Consider the following 26,485-nt stretch of genomic DNA (forward strand, 5'->3'; position numbering starts at 1 on the left):
TTAGGATCTATTCTTCAATAATTATTTGAACTCTAGCATTAGAGCCTAATTCATTATTATCAACTCCTTCTTCCTCTCGAGGTTGTGTATTACTAACTCCTTCGAATGTTATTAAGGATTCATCGATTCCGTTTTCGATTAAATAATCTTTGACAAAACCTGCTCGAGCAGATGATAATATTTCATTTTCGAATTGAATTTCAGAATCATTTGCATGACCTACAACTCTGATACTTTTAAACTTGAATACTTTTAGGTATTGCAGATACGAATCTAGTGCAGCTTTTATTTCTTCATATACTTCACTTTCTCCAATCAAATATTCAATATCAGAAAAATCTAACGCCATACTACAAATGGCTTCTACATTAATTCCTTGTACATCTTGCATTTCTCGAAGCTCTACATCATCTATATAATAATATGCATCGCTAAATGTTCCTCCAGATCTCAATGATTTTCCATTGGGATTATCCGAAAAATATCCTAGCGAAATATATTTTTCAGTTCCTTTTGCTCTGTAAACACCACATACTTTGGTCCAATTTTTTGTGTCGCAAATCATTTCTGAAGACTCTATATGTAACTTATATTGTGATGTTTCAGTGAATCTAGGCATTCTTGCCGTAAAATAAGATCCAATAGAAGACGTACAAGAATTTGTTATTTTACCTTCTCCCAACGAAACATACATGTGGAAATAATAATACTTACCAGCTTTTAAAGGACTTTTTAGTTTGGCCACTATCGATTCCTTCGTGTTGTTACTAGTGATATATAAACCTACTTTAGATTCTCCTGTTCTTGGTTCTTGTGGTCCAAACTGTTTTAAAAAATTAGGTGCTTTATGAGTAAAATTCACATTTTCTACTGCAGGATGATGTGCATCTGGAGTATTTGTTAATGTTTTCCAATCTTTTAGAATACCAAAATTCCTCATCGCATGTTGCATTTTCTTCACAGAGGTATTGGTTTCCTCGAAACTTGGATTTGGAATCAAATTTTGAGCTATTATGCTGGAATTAAATCCAATAATAGCTATCATAATTAATAAAAGGTAAAGGTTAGATTTTGGGCTGTTCATCTCTTTTCTTTTCAGGTTTAGATACACTCGAAATATAGTTAAATATTTCTTAATATGAAATATACTTTGACAAGTAACAAAAACTAGTCCAAAAAAAGAAACGAAGCAAAACTATCTATATTGTAAGTAGCAAAAAAGAATACAAAACTGTTATAAATTATCCTTCTTTATTACTAAATCTTTACTTAAATAATTGAAACGTACATAAAGTAATAAGGCTGATGTAGTTAACCCTGCTAATAGTCCTATCCAAATCCCAAGACTTTTATATTTTGTATATAATCCTAGATAAAAACTAATTGGAAAACCAACCACCCAATATGCGAAAAATGTAATAGCTGTAGGTATTTTTACATCTTGTAATCCTCGGAGCGCCCCAAGAACTGCTACTTGTATACCATCAGATATTTGAAACAATGCCGCTATGATCAGAAGTTTTGCAGCAATAGTAAGTACTTCAGTATTGTCAGCTAAATTTTCTACATCGCCAACATCTAAATAAATCTCTGGCAACATATTATTAAAAATAATAAAACACATAGCAAAAACAATCTCTATAAAAAGTGTTAGTAAAAATATTGAAAAAGCTATTCTTCTTAACTCTCTGTATTGTTTTAATCCTTTTTGATTACCAACTCTTACCATAGCTGCTACACTTAATCCCATAGCAACCATAAAAGTCATGGCGGATAGATTTAAAGCTATTTGATTTGCCGCTTGCGGATTCTTGCCCAATATTCCAGAAATCCAAATAGCAGAAGTAAAAATTCCGACTTCAAAAAACATTTGTAAAGCAGATGGAAAACCTAGAGTTATTATTTTTTTTAGCATACTGCTTTGTAAAACGAAAAGTTTGATATTGGATATATAGGACTTAGACTTTTCTTTCGCCTTCAAGAATACCCATAAAAAAACAACCATAATTATTCTAGAAACCAAGGTTCCTACAGCTGCTCCAACAATACCCATTTGAGGAAAACCAAACTTACCAAATATCAAAAGGTAATTTAAAAGCACGTTTACAATATTGGCTATTAACGTAGCATACATTGGATATTTGGTCAATGACAATCCATCTGAAAACTGTTTAAATGCCTGAAAAACAATTAAAGGAATTAAGGAAACTGCAACTAAATCTAGATATGGTATTGCCAATTCAACCACTTCCACGGGTTGTTTCATGTGGTACATTAAAGGTTTTGCAATAAGTATTCCCAAAAATAGAATGATTCCTAAGGTGGTACATAAAAACAAACCATTCTTGAAGGCAAGTTTACCATTAGCAAAATTACTCTCGCCATCAGCTTCTGCAACTAAAGGAGTGATCGCAGTAGAAAATCCAATCCCCAAAGACATTGCAACAAACATAAAACTATTTCCCAAAGACACCGCCGCTAATTCTGCAGTACCTAATTGACCAACCATAATATTATCGATCAACCCAACAAAAGTATGTCCCAACATCCCTAACATAACAGGTGCTGCAAGCTTGAGGTTATAGTTAAACTCTTTCGTATATCGTTGTAACATTACTTCAATTTAGAGCTGTCAAAGATAAGGAGATTCCTTCTTGAAATATCTTTTGATTAACGCAACTTTAATCACAAAAAAAGGTGCTTTATAAAAGCACCTTTTTAATTAGTTTGACTATTCTCAAAAATTAAATCTTCATAAATTTTGATGTGACTTGACTTCCGCTATTACTTGTTACAGTAATAAAATACATTCCTGAAGATAAATCCACTGTGGGTATTGAAATTTGATTCGTAGCAACATCTGATACTAAAATTGATTTTACTGTAGTACCTGTTATTCCTGAAATAACAACTCTAGAATTTTGAATTTTTGCAAGATCTCCAGAAATATAAAGTTCACTCTTAGTAGGATTTGGATATAATTGTAATCCTAAAGCCTCAAAATCATTAACTGATAATGATCTTGAAGGTTCGATTCCCCAAACCAATTCACCATCAGCATAAATTGGCACTCTTTCAGATTCTACCAATGTATTACTTAATCCATCATATGAAAAATCATTTGAAGGATCCCAAGAACTTTCATCAGCGTTATTAGGTACTGAGACTCTTACCTGAATTTCCTTTCTATGTTCTCCTTGACCTCCAGGAAAAGGCATTTTATCGCTATCAATTGCTACCTCTACATAGTATATATTATTGTCTTGATCCCAAACTTGTAATCCTCCTGTTGCTCCTCCATTACCTCTTCCGGTGATTTCATAATCACTTGGAGAGTATCCTGCATTAATTCCTTCAGTAATATCAATAAAATATCTAGCAGATAAACTACCAGGAACCCTTGCAGGCCAAGCAGATCTGTTATTTAACCATATTGCTAATTCAGTAAATCTTCCAGACTCGCTGTTAATCTTGGTTTCATTTAAAAACTCAACTCCTGCAGCTTCTTCTGTTGGGAAGTTGGGCAATTCTGTACCACCAAAATCCATCACCATTTTAGCAAGCACACCTTGATAACAAGCATTATAATCACATGCTACTTCATTTGCTTGAAAATCTGAACGATTCTCTACAAATACATCATCTGGACTTCCTGGTCCTCCCATTAATGCTCCCCATAATGTATGTCTTGATTCTTCTGGTATAGACTCGCTTCTTGTCCAACTAGAGTGTTGACCTCTATGATGAGGCTTTGTAGGAGGATTAACTCCAAAACCCGTCACCAAACTTCTATCATTTGGATTATCTCCTAAAGCATATTTCACCTGACTTACCGCAAAATCATAGTAATCTTGATTATTAGGTGTACTTACATTATTCACAAATATCAATGCTGTTAATGCAGCATTCATAGAGTGACGTAAAGATCCCCATTGTGTTAAATGTGCTTGACCTCCTGGAGAATAGGTAACTCCACTTCCATTATCAATCCAAAACTGCAAATGTCTTTCTGTATTATCAATATACTGTTGCTTACCGGTAAGTTCTGCTAACAATACCATATTACCATATCGTTTATCATCCCATACCAAACTCCATAAATAGTCCGGCTCTCCATACGTTGCTTCTGCTTTCTGAAGATATGTGTTATCACCAGTTGCTTTATATAGCCAAAGCGCTCCCCAAGTTAATTCATCTTCATAACCACCAGAAGAATAGGTTCCTACTGCAGGGATTCCTCCTTCTTCTGTATATTTTCCTTTATATGTCTCTCCGAATTCGTATAAATCCTTAGCATGCTGTAATAAAGTAGCACTATAAGTTGGATCACTATCTTTAAAAATAATACTGGCAGACGCTAGTGCCGCGGCAGTTTCACAAACCACCTCTGTTCCAGGATGACTTGTATCTAATTTAAAAGATTCTCTTTGTCCATATTGTGGATGTACATCTACCATCTCTGCTGGCATCCAAAAACTATGGTCTTGACCTTTTTTAGAAACTTGAGCATAAAACTCAAATTTTGTTGGATGACACTTGATAAAATAATCCGTTACCCATTTGATGTTTCTTTTAAAATGTTCTGTTTGATTTACAGCATCATAACCATCTTTGTATTCTAAAAATCCCCAGTTTAAAGCAGTTACAGAAAATGCCATTGGAAATCCAAATTTAATATGATCTCCCGCATCGAACCAACCACCAGTAAGATCTAATCCTACATCTTGTCCATCATTAACTCCTGCATCACTTCGCCAACTTACTCTATTCCAATCTGGAAGTACTCCAGATTGCTGAGATTCATAAAATAGAATTGATTTTTGTAGGGCTTCTCCATAATTGTGCTGGGCGATGACTTGTGTTCCTTGTAATCCTAAAAAGATTACCAATAAGCTTAGTAAGTTTTTTTTCATTTTTGAATGATTTGTGTTTAATTTAATTTGTGTGGTTTGATAAGGTATTAATAACTCTATCAGGGCTTTTATATTATGATTTTTTTCATTTGTTAAGAGAGTGATAAGATCTTTCTGAACTTTTGAAAAAAATTCTTACAACAGTATTTTTTATGTTATCCGAAAATTAAGAAGAGAAACTGCCTTTTATCAAAAGACAGCTTCTCTTAGCTGAGTTTGCATCAATGTATATTGGTAGTTAATCAATATTCAATTAATTTTTTAATTACTCTTTATTGTTTGATTATTTTAAGAGTGCTAATATTCTTATTTGTCTTTCCTGGTTCTAGAATAGTAATAATATAATACCCAGAAGACAAACTACTCATGTCTATAGAGTTTTCTCCCTCATTCATTTGCTTCTCTTTTATTAATATCCCATGAGTATTAAAAATCTTAATGGTTTTACCTGACATTTCCTGAGAAAAATTGATTTTATTAATAACAGGATTTGGATATAATGTTATATCATTTGCTAGATCATCATCCTCTCTATTTGTGGTATAGGTTATAACTAATTGTGGTTTTGCTACCGATCCATTTTCTTTAGACGCGAATGCAAAATCATTTCCTGAAAGCGCACTTATTATTAATGAAAGTCTATTACCAGAAATTTGAGCTGTTTTTAAAGGTATTGTTTTGGTATTACCAATTTGGAAATTAGCATTCAATGACCCTAATTGGGTTCCTTTTCCTGGTTTGTTATCATTCGACAAATTAGCTTCTGTCCAATTGTTACTATTTCCTTTGTTTACAGAAATATTACCATTTCCTGGATCCGAAAACACGGTAAACTTCAAATCCGCTTTAGAAATTGTTCCGTTAATAGATGAAAGGTCAAACATTAAGTATCCAGTCCTTTTATTAGATTCTATACGGACCATATTATTATTATATCTGGTAGATCCTTGCATGTACGCATCATGAATTGGACTTAATGTTATCGTTTGTTCGACAGGTTGAATTTTTGTTGCAACAACTTTATCGATATTATATAAATATCCTGATCCTCCCTTGAATGATAATCTCAATGTTTTTTCTCCAGAAGAAAGCGCTACTGTAGTTGAATATTTCTTATAATCATGCCATTGACCAGTAACAGGAATGTTTACAGAACCAACGATACTTCCTGATTCTAAAATATCTACTCTTCCTCCAGTTCCTTTACTTGAAGCATATATATCAAAGGCATATTCGCTAGATCCATCAACATTAACCTTATATTCTGAGTAGTCATTATTAACTATGTATCCGAGATTTTTACCAGAATTGCTTCCTGGCGTATTTTCTACACGAACACTACCTGACTTTGCTTCAAAATCTTCTACTTCAAACGATCCTGGGATCTTTAGAGCATCAATTGGTGGAGTGCTATCATCCTTAACTGTTATCGTAATGGATTGTGAAGTTTTTGTTGCACCATCGTTATCGGTAGCTTTAGCTGTTAAGGTATAATTACCAGGAGTATTGATGGTCGTAGATGTTTCATAGGGAGCATTTTGTTCTGTTGCTGTCAAATTATTATTGATAAAGAACTCTACTTTAGATATAGATCCATCACTATCCGATGCGTTCGCCTTCAATGGTATTGTTTGACCAATAGTATAAGTCGCTCCATTTGATGGAGTCGTAAGGTTAACTGATGGAGGATTGTTAGGATTCGTATCATCTACCAATCTATAAGAACGTACCCAATCATAGTACGTAGTTCTATTCTCTAGAGAATCATTCATTCCATCCTGACCATTTTTTGGTGGATTCCAGTCGTAAGTCTCTACTACCATTCGTAAGTACATTGGAAGATCGAAATCTGCAGGTGGTTTTATTTGACCTACAAATTGACCATCTAAATAAAATAAAATTTCACTTTTACTTTTCCACCAAACTCCGTAGGTGTGGTAATTTTTCCAAGAGGCTTCTCCAAGTGGAGCTTTATTTCCCTGCTGCCCAACAGGTGTATTATTACAATTGGTATTTCTACTATGCGTATTGGAGTTCATATTGGTAATCATATTATTTACCCAATTTGCTCCATTTGAATTAACACCCACTGTCTCAGTGATATCTAATTCGGTCACACGAAGATCACATCCACTACCTTCATTTCGTTTGTTAATTAGCCAAAAGGTAGAAGACATAAAAGTTTTATTTCCTTTCATACGAGTTTCATAGTATCCATATGTATTTCTTGTTATAGATCTTACCAAACCTCCATTGTGAGTCCAACCATTGAATGGATTGGTCTTTTTAGAAGCAGAAATCTTAAGGTTCCCGCTCCCAACAGAAACTGATGATGTTTCAAATCTAGCTGGTTTTCTACCTTCCCATTGGGGACTATTTATTGCCCATTTGTTCGTATTTAATGAAGAACCATTAAACTCATCGGACATGATGTCTATTTTTTCCCATTTCTTTCCATTCGGTGGAGTAGGCTGCGCAAAAGCGCTAATTGTTATCAAACATAACAATAGGGATATGATCGGTTTTATATTTTTTTCCATGATTAAAATTGTTTTGTTTCTTAGACCTAAAATGTCAAGCTATTAAGATTATAAGATGATATTGTAGCGTAAGCTTTTAAGCTATTACTATTCAATACTACTATATCAGAGGAAAAGGCGGTCTTAAAAATGACCGCCTATTTATATCCATGTCTTTTAACTTATTTTGATCTAATAAGAAAAAGTTTACTTAACGTTTCAATACTTTCTTAGCAGAAAGAATCTTATTGGTTTTACCAGGTTCTAGAATATTTATGATGTAATAACCAGAAGATAAGTTGCTCATATCAATAGTATTTTGCCCCTCAGTTAACGCTACTTCTTTAACAAGAACTCCAACAGTATTAAATACTTTAATAGTTTTACCAGCAGTAGTTCCGGAAATATTCATCACATCGACTATAGGATTTGGATATATAATAATATCATCTTCTAGCAGTCCATCATCTCTATTAGTAGTATACGTAATTACCAACTGCGGTTTAGCGACAGAACCGTTCTCTTTAGATGCAAATGCAAAATCGTTTCCTGAAAGTGCATCGATCACAAGCGAAAGTCTGTTACCAGAAATTTGAGCAGTTTTCAATGGTATTGTTTTGGTATTTCCAATTTGGAAATTAGCATTCAATGAACCTAATTGAGTACCTTTTCCAGGTTTGTTCGAATTTGACAAATTAGCTTCTGTCCAATTATTACTATTTCCTTTTTTCACTGAAATGTTACCATTTCCTGGATCTGAAAATACAGTAAACTTTAAATCTGCTTTTGTAATAGTTCCGTTTATTGAAGATAAATCAAACATTAGATATCCCGTTCTTTTATTCAATTCAATACGTACCATATCATTGTTATATCTCGTAGACCCTTGCATATAAGCATCATGAATAGGAGTCAAAGTAACTGTTTGTTCCACCGGTTGAATTTTGGTAGTAACAACTTTATCTATATTATATAAATATCCTGATCCTCCTTTAAATACTAATCTTAATGGTTTTTCTCCAGAAGAAAGAGATACGCTAGTCGAGTATTTCTTGTAATCATGCCATTGTCCATTTACAGGAATGGTCACAGACCCCACAACTGTTCCTCCTTCTACAATATCCACAGTACCACCAGAACCTTTACTTGAGGCATAAAAATCAAAAGTATACTCACTAGTCGAATCTACATTTGCATTATACTCTACAAAATCTCCATTCTTAATGAATCCTAAGTTCTTACCAGTATTGGTACCAGGAGTATTTTCCACACGTACACTTCCTGATTTTGATTCAAAATCTTCTGCTTCAAAAGCACCTGGAATATTGATAGCATCCGTTGGTGGAGTAGAATCATCTTTAACCGTAATAGTAATAGGTGAAGATGTTTTTGTTGCACCATTATTATCTGTAGCCTTAGCTGTTATAGTATAACTACCAGGATTATTGATAATAGTAGATGTTTCGTAAGGAGCAATTTGCTCTGTCGCTTCTAAGTTATTATTTATATAAAATTCAACTTTTGCAATAGATCCATCACTATCTGATGCACTTGCTACTAATGGAATTGTTTGGCCTATATCATAGCTTGCTCCATTTGTAGGAGAAGTAACAGCAACCTGAGGAGGTGTATTTTGATCTTGACAATCAGTATAGAAAACATCTGGTCCAGCACCTGATGGTTTATTATAAGCTTTTGATAATACAAATTTATCCATCTCGAAACCATCTTCTCTCATAGAGAAAGAAATTGTATGGATTCCTGCAGAAGGAATATCCAAATATATCTTTTGTGCTTCTCCACAGTGATTTGCATTGGTTCTTTGTTTACTTTCCCATGTCCATTGGTTTTTACCTGCACACCACTGCATTCTAGCTCCAGATGCTGGCCAATTTCCATTTAGTCCTACATGAATTCCATTATCCTCCGTTCCTGTAGAGTGTGCTCGTACCCATACAAAATATCTTCCTGCAGAAGTAAATTTCACTTTGTAATTAATAATTGCCACTTGACCAGGCGTATTAGAGAAGCTCACTCCATTCACTAATGGATCTCCATGAGTTACTCGAGTATCTGGTAAAATTTCCAGATATCCACCTCCACTAGCTCCATTAGAATGATCGGGATCCGGATCAGGCGTAGGCGTTGCAGCTCCACTACCATCTAGCACATACCACTTTCTGTCTGCCACTTTAGTTTGGTTTTCAAACTGTTCAGCTTCTACAGCTAAGACTCCATTTTTTTCTGTTGGGATACAATTATCACCATCTCCACCACCGTCACCGTCACCACCATCTCCACCACTGTCTACACATGTGAAGTTTAAGGCTGTCCATCTTCCTCGAGAATATGCTGTACTATTACCTTCTGGTATTGTACCATTGGTATGGGAGTTAAACTCAACTCTAATTTTATCACCTTTCGTTACTTGAATATTCGTAAAAGTAGTTCCTGAAGGTGAATAATCTGTACTTGTAGTAGGGTTTACAAATTCTCCTATTCGAGTACCGTTAAGAGAAACACGGTAGGTTGATTCTCCATCGATCTCTGTCAATGTAGCTAAATTAATATCATAGGTTCCTGATTCACCATTAAAAGTAGCTTCTGCTGCTGCAAACTTATCTTTGTATTGAGCAGCATTGATGGCAAGTGCATTTCTTGCGTTATCCTTATATGCTGGTGAAAAACCTGCTACAGCGATATTAGGGAAATCTGTGATTGCTTGCATAGAAATTGTACCACAATTTCCTCCGCCATTGTTATCACCATCCTTACTAGTTACTAGCGCTACCCAGTCATTATTATCTGGAGCAACCAAGTTATTTCCTAAAGTTTGCTTAGCCGATAAGTTACCACCAGAACGAGGATTATACCATTGTACATCGTATTTATTGTTACCACCTGGCAAGCTTAATCCAGTAGATCCTCCACTTGGCCTATATACTGCATAAACACTTCCTGCTTTTGCAAATACGTAGTCGTTACCATCTGATGTAACCCCATCAGAACTCACCATATTTATCATGTCAGATTGTAAGTAACGATTAAAGAAATTCAGTGCATAACCACCTTCTTTATATTTCTTACCTCTCTTTCTGTGGTCGTTTCCGTTAATATCACCATCATCATTGGTATATCCGCTATAATATTCGACACCAGTTCCTCCAGCCATTAATGTACCCCAAAGTACTCTATGTCTTACTTCTTTATCAGAAACTCTTACTCCTGTAGAAGCAGGCCCTTGTTCATCATTTGCAACAACCCATCTTTTACCAGAATTTCTAGATTTCTCTAGCCATCTTCTTACATCATTATGAACATTATTTTTTCCTGTTTGGATAGAAGCTCCAGTCAAATCAGAATTGTTTCCTAATAATGGATTATATCTCTGATCCTGCTGATTTGGATAGGTATGGATCACGATGTTATGATCATAAGGATCTATATTTTTGATGTATGTAGCTGTTGCTTTAGCTACTTGATCTTTTAATGTAGTTTCCTCTGTTAAATTCCAGTTTAATGCCAAATGGTGACTAAATCTTGCAATTAATTCCCGATAGTATAATTTTCTTTCTCTTCCGAAATTGTCACCATCCATTTTATTATCATTTTCTGTCTCCATGGTTTTGAAGTGCAGATAAACTCCTTTTTTATCAGCATATTCCATTACTTTTTCCCACTGTGCCATTTTGGAAACGTCAAATCTATCATGATGAACTTTGTTCCATTGCTGACCTCTTGCTGTGTTTCCATATTCTTGTTCAGAAACTTTTAATACATGAGGAAAAACGGCTCCACCATCACCTGAAGTATTCCATGTTAGGAAAGAAACTACATTAGCTCCTTCACCAGAAAGGTAATTGATCATTCCTAAAATTTCGGTTCCTTTACCGTTACTCCAAGTATAAGAAGAAGCATCTGAAGCTACATAATCTCTTTGATGTGGTTGCCAGGTTTTATTCCCAATTTTATTAAGATTATTGTTATAGCTAGGAGTTGCATCAAAATCTACATAATTAAACGCATTTTCTGGAGAATCTGCTCCTGCCTTTATGAACCAAGGCCCGTTTGGATTGCCTGGATTAGTTCCAACATGTTTAAGATAGTGCTGACCTACGTATTTGAGTCTTCCTAGTTCTTTACTTCTAAAATCTCTACCAGATTTATTAGATTCGGCAATATTGAAAGAACCGGTATCGCCGTTCATAAAACCAGCATTGGATCCTCCTCCATTTATGGACACATTAGATCCGGATTTAAAAGAGGCAGACCAGTTCCATGTACCTGTTCTATCTGGAGCAAAATGTACTCTCCATTTATTCCCTGAATTACATCCATTGTTTTCTGCATTTCCACARGCAGCAAAATATCCTGGCACTGTATAACTTGCGTTACTTCCTTGATGCGTAAAAGTTACGTCTAAACGATAATCTGAAAATGGATTTGGGTTTGCGGTCTCCGACGTATTCGGACCGTTAAATGTCAATGTGACTTTGTGCCACCTTCTTAATTCTCCTTCTGGTGTTTGTGCTTGAAGCAAAAAACCAAAAAACAGTAATGCTACTAAAGCATTGAGTTTGGTTAGTTTCATAATTTTGAATTGTTTTTTGTGTGTGTAGTTTTAAGATGTTAATAGTCTTAGTTAAGCAGTTCAAAGAACGTATTTTATTATGTTAAATTCCAGTATCAAAAACAACATAACCCACTAGTTAACAGCTTTTAACAAGTATTAAACATTTTAAAAAGTTCTTGAATTAAAGGGTCAAAAATCTATATCGTTTCTAAAGATTTATTAAACGATATTTAGTAAATAGAATTCGTTAATCATTATTGAGAATTCGGTTTTGGAAGACTGTGTTATTCTATTCTATTTTTTAAAAAAGAAGATCACGGAGTCACAAAATCCTACTAACTCAAATTATTTTTTAACTTTTATTTAACTGTTTTGTTTCATTTTTCTGAAAGTTTTTAACGCTTTTTAAAAGGCTGCAAGAAGGAAGGTTTTACAGCCTTTTTCATATATGTTTTTAAATTAATTTATCAAGTCTACTCCTTTACAAACTGAGTTTTACTTTTTCCAAATACAGAAAGGATATAAACTCCAGATTCTATTTCTGAAACAGATATCAATTCATTCGCAGAATTCAGTTTCGTTTTCTTAATAGTTTTACCTGTGATATCATAAATTGTTATAATATCATTGACCTCAGCACCTAGAATTGAAATCGATTCTTTTGAAGGATTTGGATACACTCTTAATAATGAATCTGATGTAGGGTCTTGTCTGTTTCCTAAAGAGGTGATTTTCCATTTCTGATTGGCATTTGTACTACTATAATTCCAAATGATTACATTAGCACCTACCGCTCCTCCTGCTCTATCCAGCGCTCTAGAAAGACAATGCGTGGGTTGTAAAGCGTAAATATCGTTTCCATTTTTAACGATTTTCCATTTTTTATGTGAGTCTACATCATCAATCCAAGTGGCAACATTGGTTCCATTCTCGCAACGAGCATAAGGCACTTCTAAATATCTATTAGTTCCTAAATTTCTAATAGTGTACACATTATCATCAATATGTTTGATCTCCCATTTCTGATCATCAAAATTAGCCGGCTTATGCATTCTAGCACTGTGGTTTTCTAATGCTCTAGCTAATAACCGCTCATTATTTTGAGGTGATTCTATATGATAAACTCCATTTGAGATTAATTGAGAAAAACGAGCAGTAACAGTAACATTATTTATTTGGTCTCGATCTAAGGCATCTTGCCAAGATGTGTTTAAAGGTCTGATATGAACTTTGTAAACATATCCTGATCCTGGTTCTGGCAGATTTGGTAAATTAACTGTGATAGTTTTTGTCCCCGTTCCTTTAGCAACCTGCTCGTTCTGCTGTGCTATCCAACCTGTTGACGACCAAAATTCTACTATGATATCTCTAGTAGTTGAGGCTTCATAACTAATATCAAATGAATAAGATGTGGCTTGCACTACACTAGTTGGCGCATTATTAAAAGAAACCTTATCGGCAAATGTTTGATTCGCAACTGTTACATTATCAACTTGATCTCTATCTATAGCTTCTTGCCAGGTTGTTCCAACCGGTCTTATATGTGCCTTGTATATATATCCTGAACCAGGTGCTGGAGCTGTTGGTAAATCTACCGTAACATTTGCTACACCAGTTCCTGCTTCTACCCTAACCATCTTTTGACCTAACCAATTGGTTGATGACCAAAATTCTACTACAATTTCTCTATTTGTTGATGCGCTATAATTCACTTTAAAATCATAAGAAGTTTGTGGTTGAATAGTTGTTGCTGGATTTATAAAGGCAACCTCATCAGGAGTGGTACTTACATTACAATCCTCACCTGGTAGTCCATAACATCCGTTTCCTGTGGGACCAAGATCTGGATTCCAGTTGATTCCTGGAACCCAATTTGTTCCTCCAAATTCATAGGCGCCTGCATCTGGTGCAGATCCAACAAAACCATCCGTTATTCCAGATATTCTTCTACCAGCATTTACAGCAGGAGAATTTGACCTTAGTGTAAAATCATTACCGTTGTAGTTAGTATATCCTAATTTAGTAATTACGTTATTTTGTTTATCCGCATCTCTTTCGAAAGTACCTTCATCTTCTTGTGTAGAAGGGTCATCTTCAGTTTTAACATCAGCTATATTATTCCAAACTTTTACATTTGAAAAGGCTGTTCCTGGTTTATGCCAAGCTCCCATGGCTCCTCCCTCTGTCTTGACCAAAGTATTATTAAAAATATCAATGTCTTTACCATTCCAATTAATCTGAACTCCGGTCCACTCGACATTCCACACAACATTATGATGTACCGAAAATGCTTCTGCATCATTATCTAAATATATGGCCGCAGCTTTTCTTAGCTTCCCTCTCCCTTCACTATCATGAAACCAATTATGATGAATCTCACCATAATGCGGTCCACCTACTGTGTACAATAAGGCACAATCATCATTAATTAAGTTTGACCTGTATACATCGTTATAGGCAAATTCACTTCTATTATTAAAAAATTGAATACCATCTCTTCCGGCTCTAAAAATTGTATTTCCTTTGAAAAGTGTATTTTTTCCACCTCTAGCATTTATAGGTGCGTCATAAGAACCGATATAATTAAAATCGTGAATTCTAGAGTTAAGAATTCTATTTTTATCTCCGCTTACTTTAATACCATTAGCAGCACCGAAAGCTATTTCACAGTGTTCTACAGTATTATTATTCCCCTCCATTAAAACACTTTGTTTATTAGCGGAAAAACCTTTCTGAACTCCAAGCGTATGATTCCCGTAAAAAGAAGAAACGCCATAAATCACATTGTTGTTTGAATTTCTGGGCATATTGATAGATCCCCCAAAAACAGCTAGGTTTCTGATATGAATAAAACTTCTACCACTTAAATCTACAGTGGTTGTTCTTCTTCTCATTTGTACAACTCCATTAACTGGAGCCTGCCCACCAGGCATTTGTACAAATAATTCTTTTGTCTGTTTATTAAACCACCATTCGTTTTGATAATCTAATGCTCCTTTTACTCCTTCCAAATAAAAATCCCCTTTATCTGCAGGTGCATGAAAGGTTCTTATCCAAGCAGGATTTTTGTCTAATTTAAAATTAACTCTTCCTGATGAACTGCTAGTGATAAATGCTTTCCAGGCAATCCATCCTGATCCAGGTTTATCTCCATAAAAGAAAACTGATCCTCCTGACCAATTGATATTGGGTATCTGTGAAGAAGTTAAGAAAGCACCATTAACTACATTACTTCCACTACCTCCATCATTTCTACGAGAATTTAATGTAAAAGGATCACCATCTGTATTATTGGGCCACCTAGCTAGATCCATGGCCGTATTACCATTTAAGACAAAGTTTTCTTGTCCTAAATCCCAGTTGACCTTGATTTTGTAAATAGCACCATTATCTTTTTGCCATCCACTAAGGGCTTGCATAGCACTAATTATTACTTTCTCTCCTTGTTTAGAAGTATAAGTAATTGGTTGTCCGCCTTGACCTGATCTGGCAGGTCTAATTATTTCCTCATAAGTTCCTCCTCCAATAATGATAACATCACCAGGCTGGGCTACCGAAGAAGCTTTTGAAATCGTTTTGTAAGGTTTGGTTTGCGTTCCGGGATTTGAATCATTCCCGTTTTTTGCTACGTAAATGTCTTTAGCATTTATAAATGATACAATGGTCATTAAAAAGACCAAAATACATCTCCGTAAAAGAGTTTTAAAATTTTTCATGATTGTTAGTTGAGTTTAGTTTTTAAAAGTAAATTTTACATTTATTATTTATGTTTTCGTTTTAGTATTCGTATTCTTTTGTAGAGAATCCGTTAGATATTTCGAGGAAATTTAGAATAAGAGAAAATTATACGAAGAAGCTTTCTCTTATTCTAAATAGAGGTTATTTCCCCAAACATTTTACTTAAGCTATCTATTCACAAAGATTTTCTTGCGTGTTATTTGATTGCTTTCGATATCTTTTATTTCTAAAACATAAATTCCCTGATGTAATCCCTGAAATGAAATTGAAACTTGTTTTTGTTGGTCTTTTAATTTTTCGCGTTTGATTACATTTCCAACAAAATCAGTCAACTTGATCTCAGGATTTTTAAGTGTTTCAAAACCAGAAAGGTTAACAAAATCCTTGGTTGGATTTGGAAACACTTTAATTTCATCAAAGATTCTTGATGCGATAAACGATGAAGATGGTTCAGTACCCCAAACCAAACTATTATTAATGTACAGCGTAATATTTTGATTTGGTGAGAATGCTGTCCCTATGGATTTATATGAATAATCATCTGTTTCATCAAAAGCACTCCAATTTGTTTTGGCAAATCGAGTTTGAATAGGCCCTGAATTTTGAGATGTATCTAATATTCCAGCTCCAGTAGCAAAAGTTACTTCTAAATAATCCATACCATTATCTTGTCCAAAAGTACCATTGACAAGATTAGTTCCTAATTGTGCCCAATCACACCAAAAATTAAGATTACTATTATCTTCTGAAGTAAACCAATATCTGATACTTAGGTCTTCATAAGAAACTGTTTGAGTTCCATTATTTACAATTCTGATATGTGGATTGATCATATTATCAGCAGCATTTCCACGTCCTCCATCCAGATATTCTAGAGTTAAATCACCACTAGGTTGATCCATCACGGAAATTTCTAATGATTTTGTAGCGGTTTGTCCCGCTCCATTATCAATGGTAAGTGTAACTAGATATGTTCCTACACTATTAAAAGTATGACTAGTTGTAATACCTGATCCTACAGTTCCATCACCAAAATCCCATGAAAATGAAAGTGGATTTCCTAATGGATCAGAAGATCCAGAAGCATCAAAATTCACTACCAAAGGAGCAGTTCCGGACTGATTATCCGCTGTAAAATCAACAATAAGGCTTCCATCGGATACAGTGATTGTTTTTGTAATCATATCCTCTAGCTTTCCGTCACTTACTGTGAGTTTTACATCATAAATCCCTTGATTTGTAAATTCATAATCTGTAGTTATTCCTATAGCCGAATCGCCATTTCCAAAATCCCAGAAATATGTTAATACATCATTATCGGGATCTGAAGATGTAGACGCATCAAAGCTTACCAATAGCGGAGCTATTCCTAAATCAACATTTGAAGTAAATTGAGCTATTGGTGGTTGATTAGGATCTTGTACTTCGATAGCTATTGTAGTGCTATCTGTATTTCCATCAGCATCAGTTACTGTAAGAGTAACTATTTGATCTCCTATTTGAGTAAACTCATATGACGTGGTAACTCCTATAGCCGTGTCTCCATTTCCAAAATCCCAAGCAAATGATAATACATCTCCATTAGGATCACTAGAAGCTGAAGCATCAAAATCCACTAGTAAAGGAGAGAAACCTGACATTGGAGTTGCAATTGCTCTTGCTATAGGAACATTACTACCTCCTGGTTCAATCCCGCTTACTAATTGTCCATTGAGGTACAATCCCACTCGATCCCAAGGGGCAAATTCTTTTTTGGTTCCGTCATACGAATAATCATTGGATTGATCAGTTTCTGACCAATTACTATTGGCTATTTTGGGTTCCATTCTACCTGAACCAGCACTTCTTCCTAACATGCCGGCAGCGGGATCAAATGTAATCTCCAGATAATGATTATTTCCTTCTGTATTTACTATTTGACCTTTTACATTAGTACTACCGATCATCGCATAATCCATAAAGAAATTAAGCGGTAAATCCGTTTCTGTTTCAAACCAATAACGAATACTTAAATCTGCATAAGCCACATCTTCTGATGAGTTATTAAAAATTCTAAAATGTGGTTTGATAATATTGGTAATTGCACCTTCTGAAGCATCTTTATACTCTAATGTTAAGATTCCATCTCCACCTATTTGGATATTTCGAGGAGTTGATGTTTTGATCACGCCATTGATTCCTGTAGCAACCGATGTAATCTGGTAGTTTCCATCTGGCAATCCTGAAACATCCAATTCATATGGAGCGGTGGTATCTTCACCAACTAATTCTCCATTACTAAAAAATTCTACTTTAAGTACCGTATTATTCTCATTCAAGAGATTAGCTTCCATATGTACAGTACTTCCTGAGACATATTTATCACCAGATTTTGGAGACATCAATGATAAATAAATTGCTTCTCCACCAGACATTTCTTCCATGCGGAGTGAATGTTCTTTGTAGATCGCAACTTCTATATCTCCTTCAAAAACTCCGAATTTATCTCTTGGAGTATTGTTGTCTGGAAACCACCAAAACGCACTAGCTCCAATCTTTTTTTGTTCGATAAATCCATACATTTCTTCCCACCACTCATATCGCTCTTGAATTTCTACATTAAATTCTCCAATATAGAGCGGTTTCTTTAAGATCTGATGGGATTCATCAGCCCAGTCACAAACAAGTTTCAAAGTCTCTTCTAATGTAAAATTGGACCAGCTCTCCCGAATATAGGGATGTGCTGAAGCAAAGTCTATATAAGGAGATTGGTGTATTTTGATAAAATCATTTCCTTCATCTCCACCAAATCCATAGCGCGTTCCATGAGCTTCTAAACCAGTACTTAGTAAATGATTGGAATCAATTGCTTTGATAAAAGCTCCCATATCATCTACCCAAGCTCTTAATACATCTGAAGTTACATCATCTCCAAATCCCTGATATCTTGGTTCGTTCATCAACTCCCAAGCAAGAATTGTAGGATCATTTCTATATTCTACACCATCATAATGATTGACACGGGTAAGAAAATATTCTACATAATCCTTATATCCTTGAATAGCAGAAGCGTTTGTAAAGAACTGACCTTGATCGTGTGTTCCTGCACCTTCAACTTCAATACCTTCCCATTTAAGGCGATCTTTGATCCCTCCATAATCATTCCAATAATTTTCTAAAGCAACGATCAGTTTAATTCCATTTGCTTCTGCTGATTTGATTACATAATCAAATAAGGAAAATTGACCTTCACTATAAACTCCTTTTTGAGGTTCAAATCCATGCCAATCTTCATGGCTAAATCCCCATAGGCGGACTACTCTCACGCCGTTTTTATATAATCTTCGCATATGTTCATCAATGCGATCTTTATCCATAAACTGTGTTTCTATATCTCCACTGGAAGAACCATAGGTAAAAAAATCATACACGTTAGTACCTGAAAAATAATAAGGCCTACCGTCTAGCATAAATTTCTCTCCATCCGTATAGACAAAGTCTGAAGATGGCATTTTCTGGGAAAATAACTGCATACTAAAAAACAGTAAGCATAGAAATACTAAAGGTTTGATGTTAGTTTTCATTTTAAAATAGATTAGTTGAGTTTTTAAATTGTTTTTTTAATACTCCAACTATTCCCAAACGATATCACTACAATACAAGACATTCCCCATCAGTCTTTATACGTGATAAAACTTTACTTTTTGAATTCGATGTTTTAGATAACTGTTGAACACCTTTGAAGAATTTGGCGCCCAACAGTTTCACATTTACTTGGCAATCTGTTTAATTATAGTTTTCTTGTCTACTTGAATCTGAATAAAATATACACCAGATGGAACTGTGGCCATATCTAGTTTCATTCCTTTTACATCTTCTTGAACATATCTTGATGCTATTGTTTTTCCACTGATATCCACTATTCGGATAAAAGCTTCTTGCAAACTAGAATTACTTTCCAAGCTGAGATAATCTGTAACCGGATTTGGAAATGCTTTGATAGCTATAACACCTTCAAGAGTAGAAGGATCATTTTCCTTATTTTGACAATCAGGAATACTATTTTGATTTGTAAAGTAAATAGTATAAGCTCCACTTTTAGAGACCAGTGCAAAATTGTCACCATCCATTGTTACAAGGTAGGCACCATCAAAATTTGATATTCCAGTTCCAGACAAAACAATATCAGGTGCTATTTGTCCAAAAGTTTGACTAACAATAGAAGCTTTCAAATCAATCCACCATCCTGGGTTTCCGTTATTTGTGCTCATGGAAAGTTGCCATAATCCATTATTTTGCAAATCCCAATTGACTGTCAGATTGGTTACATTACTCAAATCTGGACCATTTTGACCTAAAACATGTACATTATCGTATGAAATATTAGCTAAGGTTGGTAATGCAGTATTTAATGGAGCTCCAAAACTACAGTCATTTCCAGATGATGGTTGGGTTACGGTAATCGTTTGTGTTACATTATCTGACAAAGAACCATCACTTACTGTTAGTGTAATGGTATATATTCCTTCTATCGTATATGTATGACTCTCAGTTTCACCATTTCCGGTAGTACCATCTCCAAAATCCCATAAATACTCTAATATATCTCCATTAGCATCTGAAGATGCTGATGCGTCCATACTTATTACAAGTGGAGCTATTCCTGTAGCTACAGAAGTACTAAAACTCGCTACTGGAGCTACATTTCCTTCCAAAACAGTAATAGTTATTGGTGAAGATACATCCGATTGAATTCCATCACTAATTGTTAAAGTAACAGCATAGGACCCTGCTATAGTATACGTATGTGAAGGGTTTTCTAAATTACTAGTATTTCCATCTCCAAAATCCCATAAATAATCAATGCTAGATCCAACAGGAAAAATAGAACTCGATGGATCAAAACTTACCAGTAACGGAGCATCTCCAGAAACTGGAGTTGCGGTAAAGTTTGCTTCTAAGCCTGGTAATGTATTTTGCACCTCAACTGTGAGCATATCTGTATCCGTTTTCCCATTACCGTCATCTACTGTTAGCATTACTTCATAGGTTCCAAGCTGTTGATATGTATAAGAAGTTGTGATTCCCGTAGCGGTATCTCCATTTCCAAAATCCCAACTATAGGATAGTGTATCGCCATCTGGATCAGTAGAATTGCTTGCATCAAAATTTATAGCTAACGGAGCTTCACCAGAACTAACATCACTCGTTATCACAGCATTTGGACTTCTGTTGGTATTATCACCTTGAATAGGTTCTAATCCCCAAACTAATACTCCTTGATAATAGAGAGTTACTAATACATGTGATTTTAATGACGTTTTAGAAGCATCATACGAAAAATCATTGCTTTGATTATGTGTTTGAAATCCTGCATGATGTAATCGAGTTTGTATTTGACCGGATTTACTATTCGCATTTATATTTCCTGATGATGTAGAAAAGCCAACTTCTAAATAATGTTCATTATCCTGAACTCCATAATTGCCATTGACACCTGTAGGTTGTGAATAGTCAATATTAAAGTTCATCGGAATATCATGTTCTGGAGTAAACCAATATCGTATTTTGAAATCATCCAATGAAACACTTTGATTAGACTCATTCACAATTTGAAATACTGGTTTTAATTCTACAGTAGAAACTCCTGAACTATTGTCGCGATATTCTAAACTGAAATCTGTATCTGGTAAGTCTCCAAATCTTTCATCTACAGTAATCGTGATCTCTGTTGGATCACCTACAATTTCTCCATTAGAATTAGCTCTTATCAATTTTATAGTATGTTCTCCTTCAGAAAGGTTTGTAACTGCAATTGGCGCAACGTTATAAACCGAACCTTGTTCAACATTATCAATAAAATATTTGATATGCTGACCATTTGGAGTGATATCCCATAAGAATGTGGTAAATTCTATTTCAAAATCAGGACCTACCAATCCTCCATCAGAAGGGGATTGTATGATTACTGTAGGATCTTGAGGCAACTGATCCTTAGTTACAATAACTGTTATTGTTTCTCCCAAATCTGTAACAGAGTTATCACTACGCTCCATTTGCAGTGTCAATTCATGAGGCCCTTCGGCTAAAGCTGTTCCATCTGCGTGAGGTCCTTCAGCATCAATCAGTCCTCTGTCCTGACCATCTATTTTAAATCGAAGTTTGTATTGTTGCGACGGCAATTCCCATCCTTCAGTTTCAAAATTGATCGTTATTGGAGCATTCACCATTTGTCCGTCTACCGGAGATGTAAAAAAGATATCTGGTAATGGTCCAATTGGTGTAATAGCATCACCACCATGTAATGTCCAGATAACCGCTGCATCAAACATTTTGAGTCCTTGCTCTGTCAACAAATGCATGAACTGATCACGTAATGGAAATGCTGTTCTTCTGGATGGGATTGAAATACTAGATTCATATCCAAACAAAATTGGTTGTGTTCCTGCTTTTGCAACAATTATAGCTTCTTCAAATGGATTTCCAAATGGTAAACTCTGAGTGATTCCGTATAATGCTGTTTGTGCATCAGCGCCAGCTGCCATTGGATGATCCGTATCAGCGATGGTCACTTTTGAAAATCCTTCAGAGGTAATTCCAAAACCAGAATTCAATGGTCCTGAAGTCATTCTAAGTTTACCGTACATAAATGGATTCCATGTCATTAATGGCACACGAGCTCCCTCAAGATCATTCCCCAGTTCTCTCGGATCGACAGAAGAGGAAATTAATACTAAATCAAATGGATTAGCAGATTGAGGACTGGTAGCTTCTTCATCAGAGAATAATGTAATTGCAAATCCTAATTTTTGCTCTAATCTGGATTTTATACGTTGATCTTCATTTGAAAGATTATCCTTATCTCCAACTACGAACATCACTTTGATCGTATTCTTATAATTCACCTGAATTTCTGGGGTAATTGAAGCTGTTTTAGCGGCATTATAAAATACTTTTGCTGTAATTCTATATGCTTTCCAAATTACCGGATTCCAATTCATTTCATAAGGAGAAGTGGTCACCGTTCCTATTAAATCATCATCCACATAATACTCGATCTTAGAAACATCAGTAATATCTGTATTGACGGATAGCTTTACCGGATCTGAAGTATCAATTTGAGCTCCATCAACTGGAGATGCCATCTCTAATAATTGAGTTCCTGTTATTTCGGATTCTGATCCATCAATTTGTTTGATATATGCTTCTAGTTGGTCAATTTCACTTGCACTCAATGTTGATATAGCTCCATGTGCATCATTTGGATTATAAGTTGTTAATACCTCCCTAATGGTTTTAGCTGATCCATCATGAAGATATGGTGCAGTTGCCCAAACATCTTTTAAGGTAGGCACATCGATTCCTAACAATGGTTTTTCGAGACGATTTCCACTAGTAGTAACAATAGTCCCAACATCGTGTAATTTTCCTGATGGACTATCCGTAAAGCCATCTCCTCCATGACATGACATGCATTGAAGATCGGTAAAAATTGATTTTCCAGCTACTGCATCAGCGGTTAAGGAACCATCTTGGTTTCGGTATGGACTTGGGTCAAACTGATTCAAAGATTCGATATACGCTGTTAAAGCATCTAGATCAGCAGATTTTCCTGCTTTTGGACTTCCTAAAGTTAATGCTGTAGTACCCTCGTTAAAAGTTGCATTATCCATAAAACCTTGTCCTTTGAAATGAAAACGAATATCATTTTCAAAATCCTGAATTTCATCAAAATTAGCACTCCAATGAACTCTACCATGTCCTGTTCCTTCACGACCAACTAATGAAATAGTATTACGTAATCCCTCACCGCGGTCTGTAAAGTCCCATATTCTTCCATCTTGTGTTCCATCGATATGACAACTGGCACAACTTACATAACCATCTGTTCCCATTCTGATATCGGCAGCATCATAAAATATCTGCTTTCCTTTCAAAACCTCAGCACTTAATAACTCCTGATTAACGGTATTTATAGTTGTTACTTCTTCTAACAATGTTGTTCCTTGGGTAACGATTTGATCGGCATCAAATACCGTAATCGAACGATCCATAAAGTTCTTTACAAACAATCGATTGGTTGCTTGGTCAAAAGCCATTCCTTGAGGTGCTTTACCCACATCTTTTTTGACAAGTTCCAAACCTGTTTTAGGATCAATAACCACGATTCGGTTATTCCCTTGCATTGTGATGAAAAGGTAATTCCCTGTAGGACTAAACAAAGCAGAAGAAGGCTGACCATGATTATCAATATCTAACCTATTTTGAAGCATCTCGCTACTCGTAGTGATATTAATAGGAGATATTGCAGTCCGTACTACATTATCAAAAGTTAATGTTTTTCCATCTCTTGCTAAACCTCTTAATGTATTGTCTTTTTTGGCTACAGACCATGCGGTTTGACTATCAGGATGAATACTAATGCCAGCGATATAATTAGGTAACCCTCTTCCTTCATTACCGTTATCCACTGTAAAATCATCCAGTGCTAATCCGATCGTATTTTTAAGAGTAAAGGTAGATAAATCTACTTCCCAAATTTGACCTTCCTGATTTGGAGATATAAATCGAGTTACTAACAATTTTTCTCCATCTCCAGTTATAGCAAGTGCTCTAGGAGTACCTCCTATAGGTAATAAAGATACAACAGTATTTGTCGCTGAGTTAACCTCTATCAATTCTCCCGATCCAAACGCTGAAACAAAACCACGAGCTCCATCAGGTGTAAATACAATACCATAAGGTCTGGAACCTCTATCTAAGGAAATTTTCTTCACAAAAACACCTAGATTATTTAAAATATAGAGTTCATCAGAATCTCTACATGTGATCCAAACATTATCATTGACATCCAAAGCTATATTTACAGGATCCTTTCCTACAGCAACCTCATCGATAATAGTGAAATTATCTGCGTTTATAAGGGTAACTGAGTTATTATCAGGATTTACTGACCAAACAACTCTGTTATTTTCGTCCACTACTATTGGACCAGATTGTTTAGGAGCATTTTCAGATATATTATTAGTAACTACTATTGATTGAGAAGCTACCGCAAATCCTCCATTATTATCAGAAACCTGTACCTGAACCGTGTAGTTTCCTGCTTCCGTAAAAATGTGATTAGTAGTATTACCGATCCAATCTGTTTTTGGAGAACCATCACCAAAATCCCATCGGTAATTCAGCGAATTACCGTCGGGATCTGTGGCATTTGCAATAAACTCTAAATTAGTGCCCACAATTATTGGCGATGGAGTATTCAATTCTATTTTGGTAACTTCTGGAGATTGATTAGATGAATCTCCCCCAGTAGTGAAATAAAAAATGTATTCTTCCATTCCATTTCCAACAGCATCCTTGATTCCATCTTCAACAAATTTTACTTCATAGGTTGTATTGGGTAATAATTTTTCTTTGGGAGCATAATTAATCACTTGATACGAAGTAGTTGTTACATCACCCTTAATAGGTTGGCCACCTAAAGGGCTCACCTGAATTGTTTGATCATTTAAGGTAAGATCATTTAAAGTTTCATTAATCACAAAACCTATAGTTGTAGTAATAGGTTGATTAATAGCACCAGATATCGGGAAATGATGTCCTACGGAAGGTGGTTTTATATCCAAGCCTTCTTGGTGTGCAAAAATGGACGTTTTATCATCCCCACTGGCAACCAAAATATGTCCAATAGGCATCCATTGATTATCTATGAACTGTAGCGTTTCATCACTGGATGGAGGAATAAACTCTTGTTCAACTTCCATGGTTTCAAAATTGAACTTTACTCCTCTATCAAACCTTCCAGAAAATCCATATTCATCTTGGAAGATCATATATCTCCCTAATGTAATTTGATCAGAATGTAGACTGAATCCTCTTTTTACATTAGTAGGATCACTTATATCAAAACCTACCAAGGCATCAGGCCCTTGATTTCCACTCATGAAAACCAAGTAATTTCGCCAAAGCTGAATTCCTGTACTATATTGTTCGTGCGGAATATCTCCACCAAAAGATCCTAAAAATTTAATATCATCAGGATTCCCAAAATCGAAAACACTGATATCGCCGGTTTGAGGTGCATAAAAAACATAATTCCCAACACGGACTACTACATCTGGTAGCGATACTGAAGCAGGTATATCATCTACTTGCTCTCCTGATCGCATGTCGTATACACGATTTCCATTAATCGTATGCGGAAATGTTTCTAAGTTATCATAATTAGATTGCCCATCTTGAACCGTATATAATATATCAGAAGTAGTAACTGGTTTACGATCTAGCATATCAGAAAGATCTAAATATTTATATCCAGTACCTTCTACTTCTGGCACAGAATATTCTCTATAAAACAGATCTCCATCTAATTTCCACCATCGATGTCCATTATTCGCGGCGTCACTGAATTGAACTCTTTTTGGAGCAGTAGGATTAGAAATATCCCAAACTCCTGTTCCTGCTTGACCATTGATCATTAAATAATTACGATGGTAGGTATTAATTCTATCTCCTTCTGGAAAATTTGCAAGAAATGTTCCTGCAGGCCAAGTTTGTGTTGTCATTTCTGGACCGGCAGTTCCGTCATACATCATATTAAATGAAGATAACGCTACCAGACCAAATAAAGTTAGAACTCCTATTGTGTAAAAAAGCGTTTTACGTATGTTTTTAAAATACGAAAGCCATCCACACTTATTTTGTGGTGTTGGTCCCATAATAAGTTGTGAGTTTTTTGAATTGTTTTGTTGTACTTTTAA

General features: G+C 35.2%; 8 protein-coding genes. All 8 read right to left on the bottom strand.

Features of this window, described 5'->3' with window-relative positions; translation table 11 throughout:
* Nucleotides 1–7 precede the first annotated feature (7 nt).
* The 8 genes from GBO31_RS08775 to GBO31_RS08810 all read right to left on the bottom strand — a co-directional run bounded on the left by GBO31_RS08775 (nt 8) and on the right by GBO31_RS08810 (nt 26,443).
* The gene (locus GBO31_RS08775) at nt 8–1,084 is read right to left on the bottom strand and encodes an OmpA family protein (RefSeq protein WP_219007956.1); all 1,077 of its coding nucleotides are present in this window, start codon (nt 1,082–1,084) and stop codon (nt 8–10) included.
* Between the two features lie 150 nt (nt 1,085–1,234).
* Nucleotides 1,235–2,614, bottom strand: a complete 1,380-nt coding sequence (locus GBO31_RS08780) for an MATE family efflux transporter (protein WP_219007957.1) — start codon at nt 2,612–2,614, stop codon at nt 1,235–1,237.
* 130 nt (nt 2,615–2,744) lie between these two features.
* Nucleotides 2,745–4,913 carry a glycoside hydrolase family 9 protein gene (locus GBO31_RS08785; RefSeq protein WP_219007958.1) on the bottom strand — a complete coding sequence of 723 codons (2,169 nt, stop codon included), beginning with the start codon at nt 4,911–4,913 and terminating at the stop codon, nt 2,745–2,747.
* A gap of 272 nt (nt 4,914–5,185) precedes the next feature.
* Nucleotides 5,186–7,453, bottom strand: coding sequence for a carbohydrate-binding protein (locus tag GBO31_RS08790; RefSeq protein ID WP_219007959.1), 2,268 nt, complete (start codon nt 7,451–7,453; stop codon nt 5,186–5,188).
* A 190-nt stretch (nt 7,454–7,643) separates the two neighbouring features.
* Entirely contained in the window at nt 7,644–12,023 is a 4,380-nt protein-coding gene (locus GBO31_RS08795; RefSeq protein WP_219007960.1) for a carbohydrate-binding protein, read from the bottom strand.
* 455 nt (nt 12,024–12,478) lie between these two features.
* A complete protein-coding gene (locus GBO31_RS08800) occupies nt 12,479–15,721 on the bottom strand; it encodes an RICIN domain-containing protein (RefSeq protein WP_219007961.1) in 3,243 nt (1,080 codons plus the stop codon).
* A gap of 189 nt (nt 15,722–15,910) precedes the next feature.
* On the bottom strand, nt 15,911–19,306 hold the full coding sequence (locus GBO31_RS08805; RefSeq protein ID WP_219007962.1) for a PKD domain-containing protein: 3,396 nt from the start codon (nt 19,304–19,306) through the stop codon (nt 15,911–15,913).
* A gap of 186 nt (nt 19,307–19,492) precedes the next feature.
* Complete coding sequence (locus tag GBO31_RS08810) at nt 19,493–26,443, bottom strand: PKD domain-containing protein (RefSeq protein ID WP_219007963.1); 6,951 nt, start codon at nt 26,441–26,443, stop codon at nt 19,493–19,495.
* Nucleotides 26,444–26,485: the final 42 nt, after the last annotated feature.

Origin of the sequence: Aquimarina litoralis (genome assembly GCF_019295435.1) — a bacterium.
GTDB classification, from domain to species: domain Bacteria; phylum Bacteroidota; class Bacteroidia; order Flavobacteriales; family Flavobacteriaceae; genus Aquimarina; species Aquimarina litoralis_A.

What these genes read in the sequence shown, in the direction of transcription:
- GBO31_RS08810 (WP_219007963.1), bottom strand. Translation starts at nt 26,443, where the DNA reads ATGGGACCAACACCACAAAATAAGTGTGGATGGCTTTCGTATTTTAAA.
- GBO31_RS08785 (WP_219007958.1), bottom strand. Translation starts at nt 4,913, where the DNA reads ATGAAAAAAAACTTACTAAGCTTATTGGTAATCTTTTTAGGATTACAA.
- GBO31_RS08805 (WP_219007962.1), bottom strand. Translation starts at nt 19,306, where the DNA reads ATGAAAACTAACATCAAACCTTTAGTATTTCTATGCTTACTGTTTTTT.
- GBO31_RS08780 (WP_219007957.1), bottom strand. Translation starts at nt 2,614, where the DNA reads ATGTTACAACGATATACGAAAGAGTTTAACTATAACCTCAAGCTTGCA.
- GBO31_RS08790 (WP_219007959.1), bottom strand. Translation starts at nt 7,453, where the DNA reads ATGGAAAAAAATATAAAACCGATCATATCCCTATTGTTATGTTTGATA.
- GBO31_RS08800 (WP_219007961.1), bottom strand. Translation starts at nt 15,721, where the DNA reads ATGAAAAATTTTAAAACTCTTTTACGGAGATGTATTTTGGTCTTTTTA.
- GBO31_RS08775 (WP_219007956.1), bottom strand. Translation starts at nt 1,084, where the DNA reads ATGAACAGCCCAAAATCTAACCTTTACCTTTTATTAATTATGATAGCT.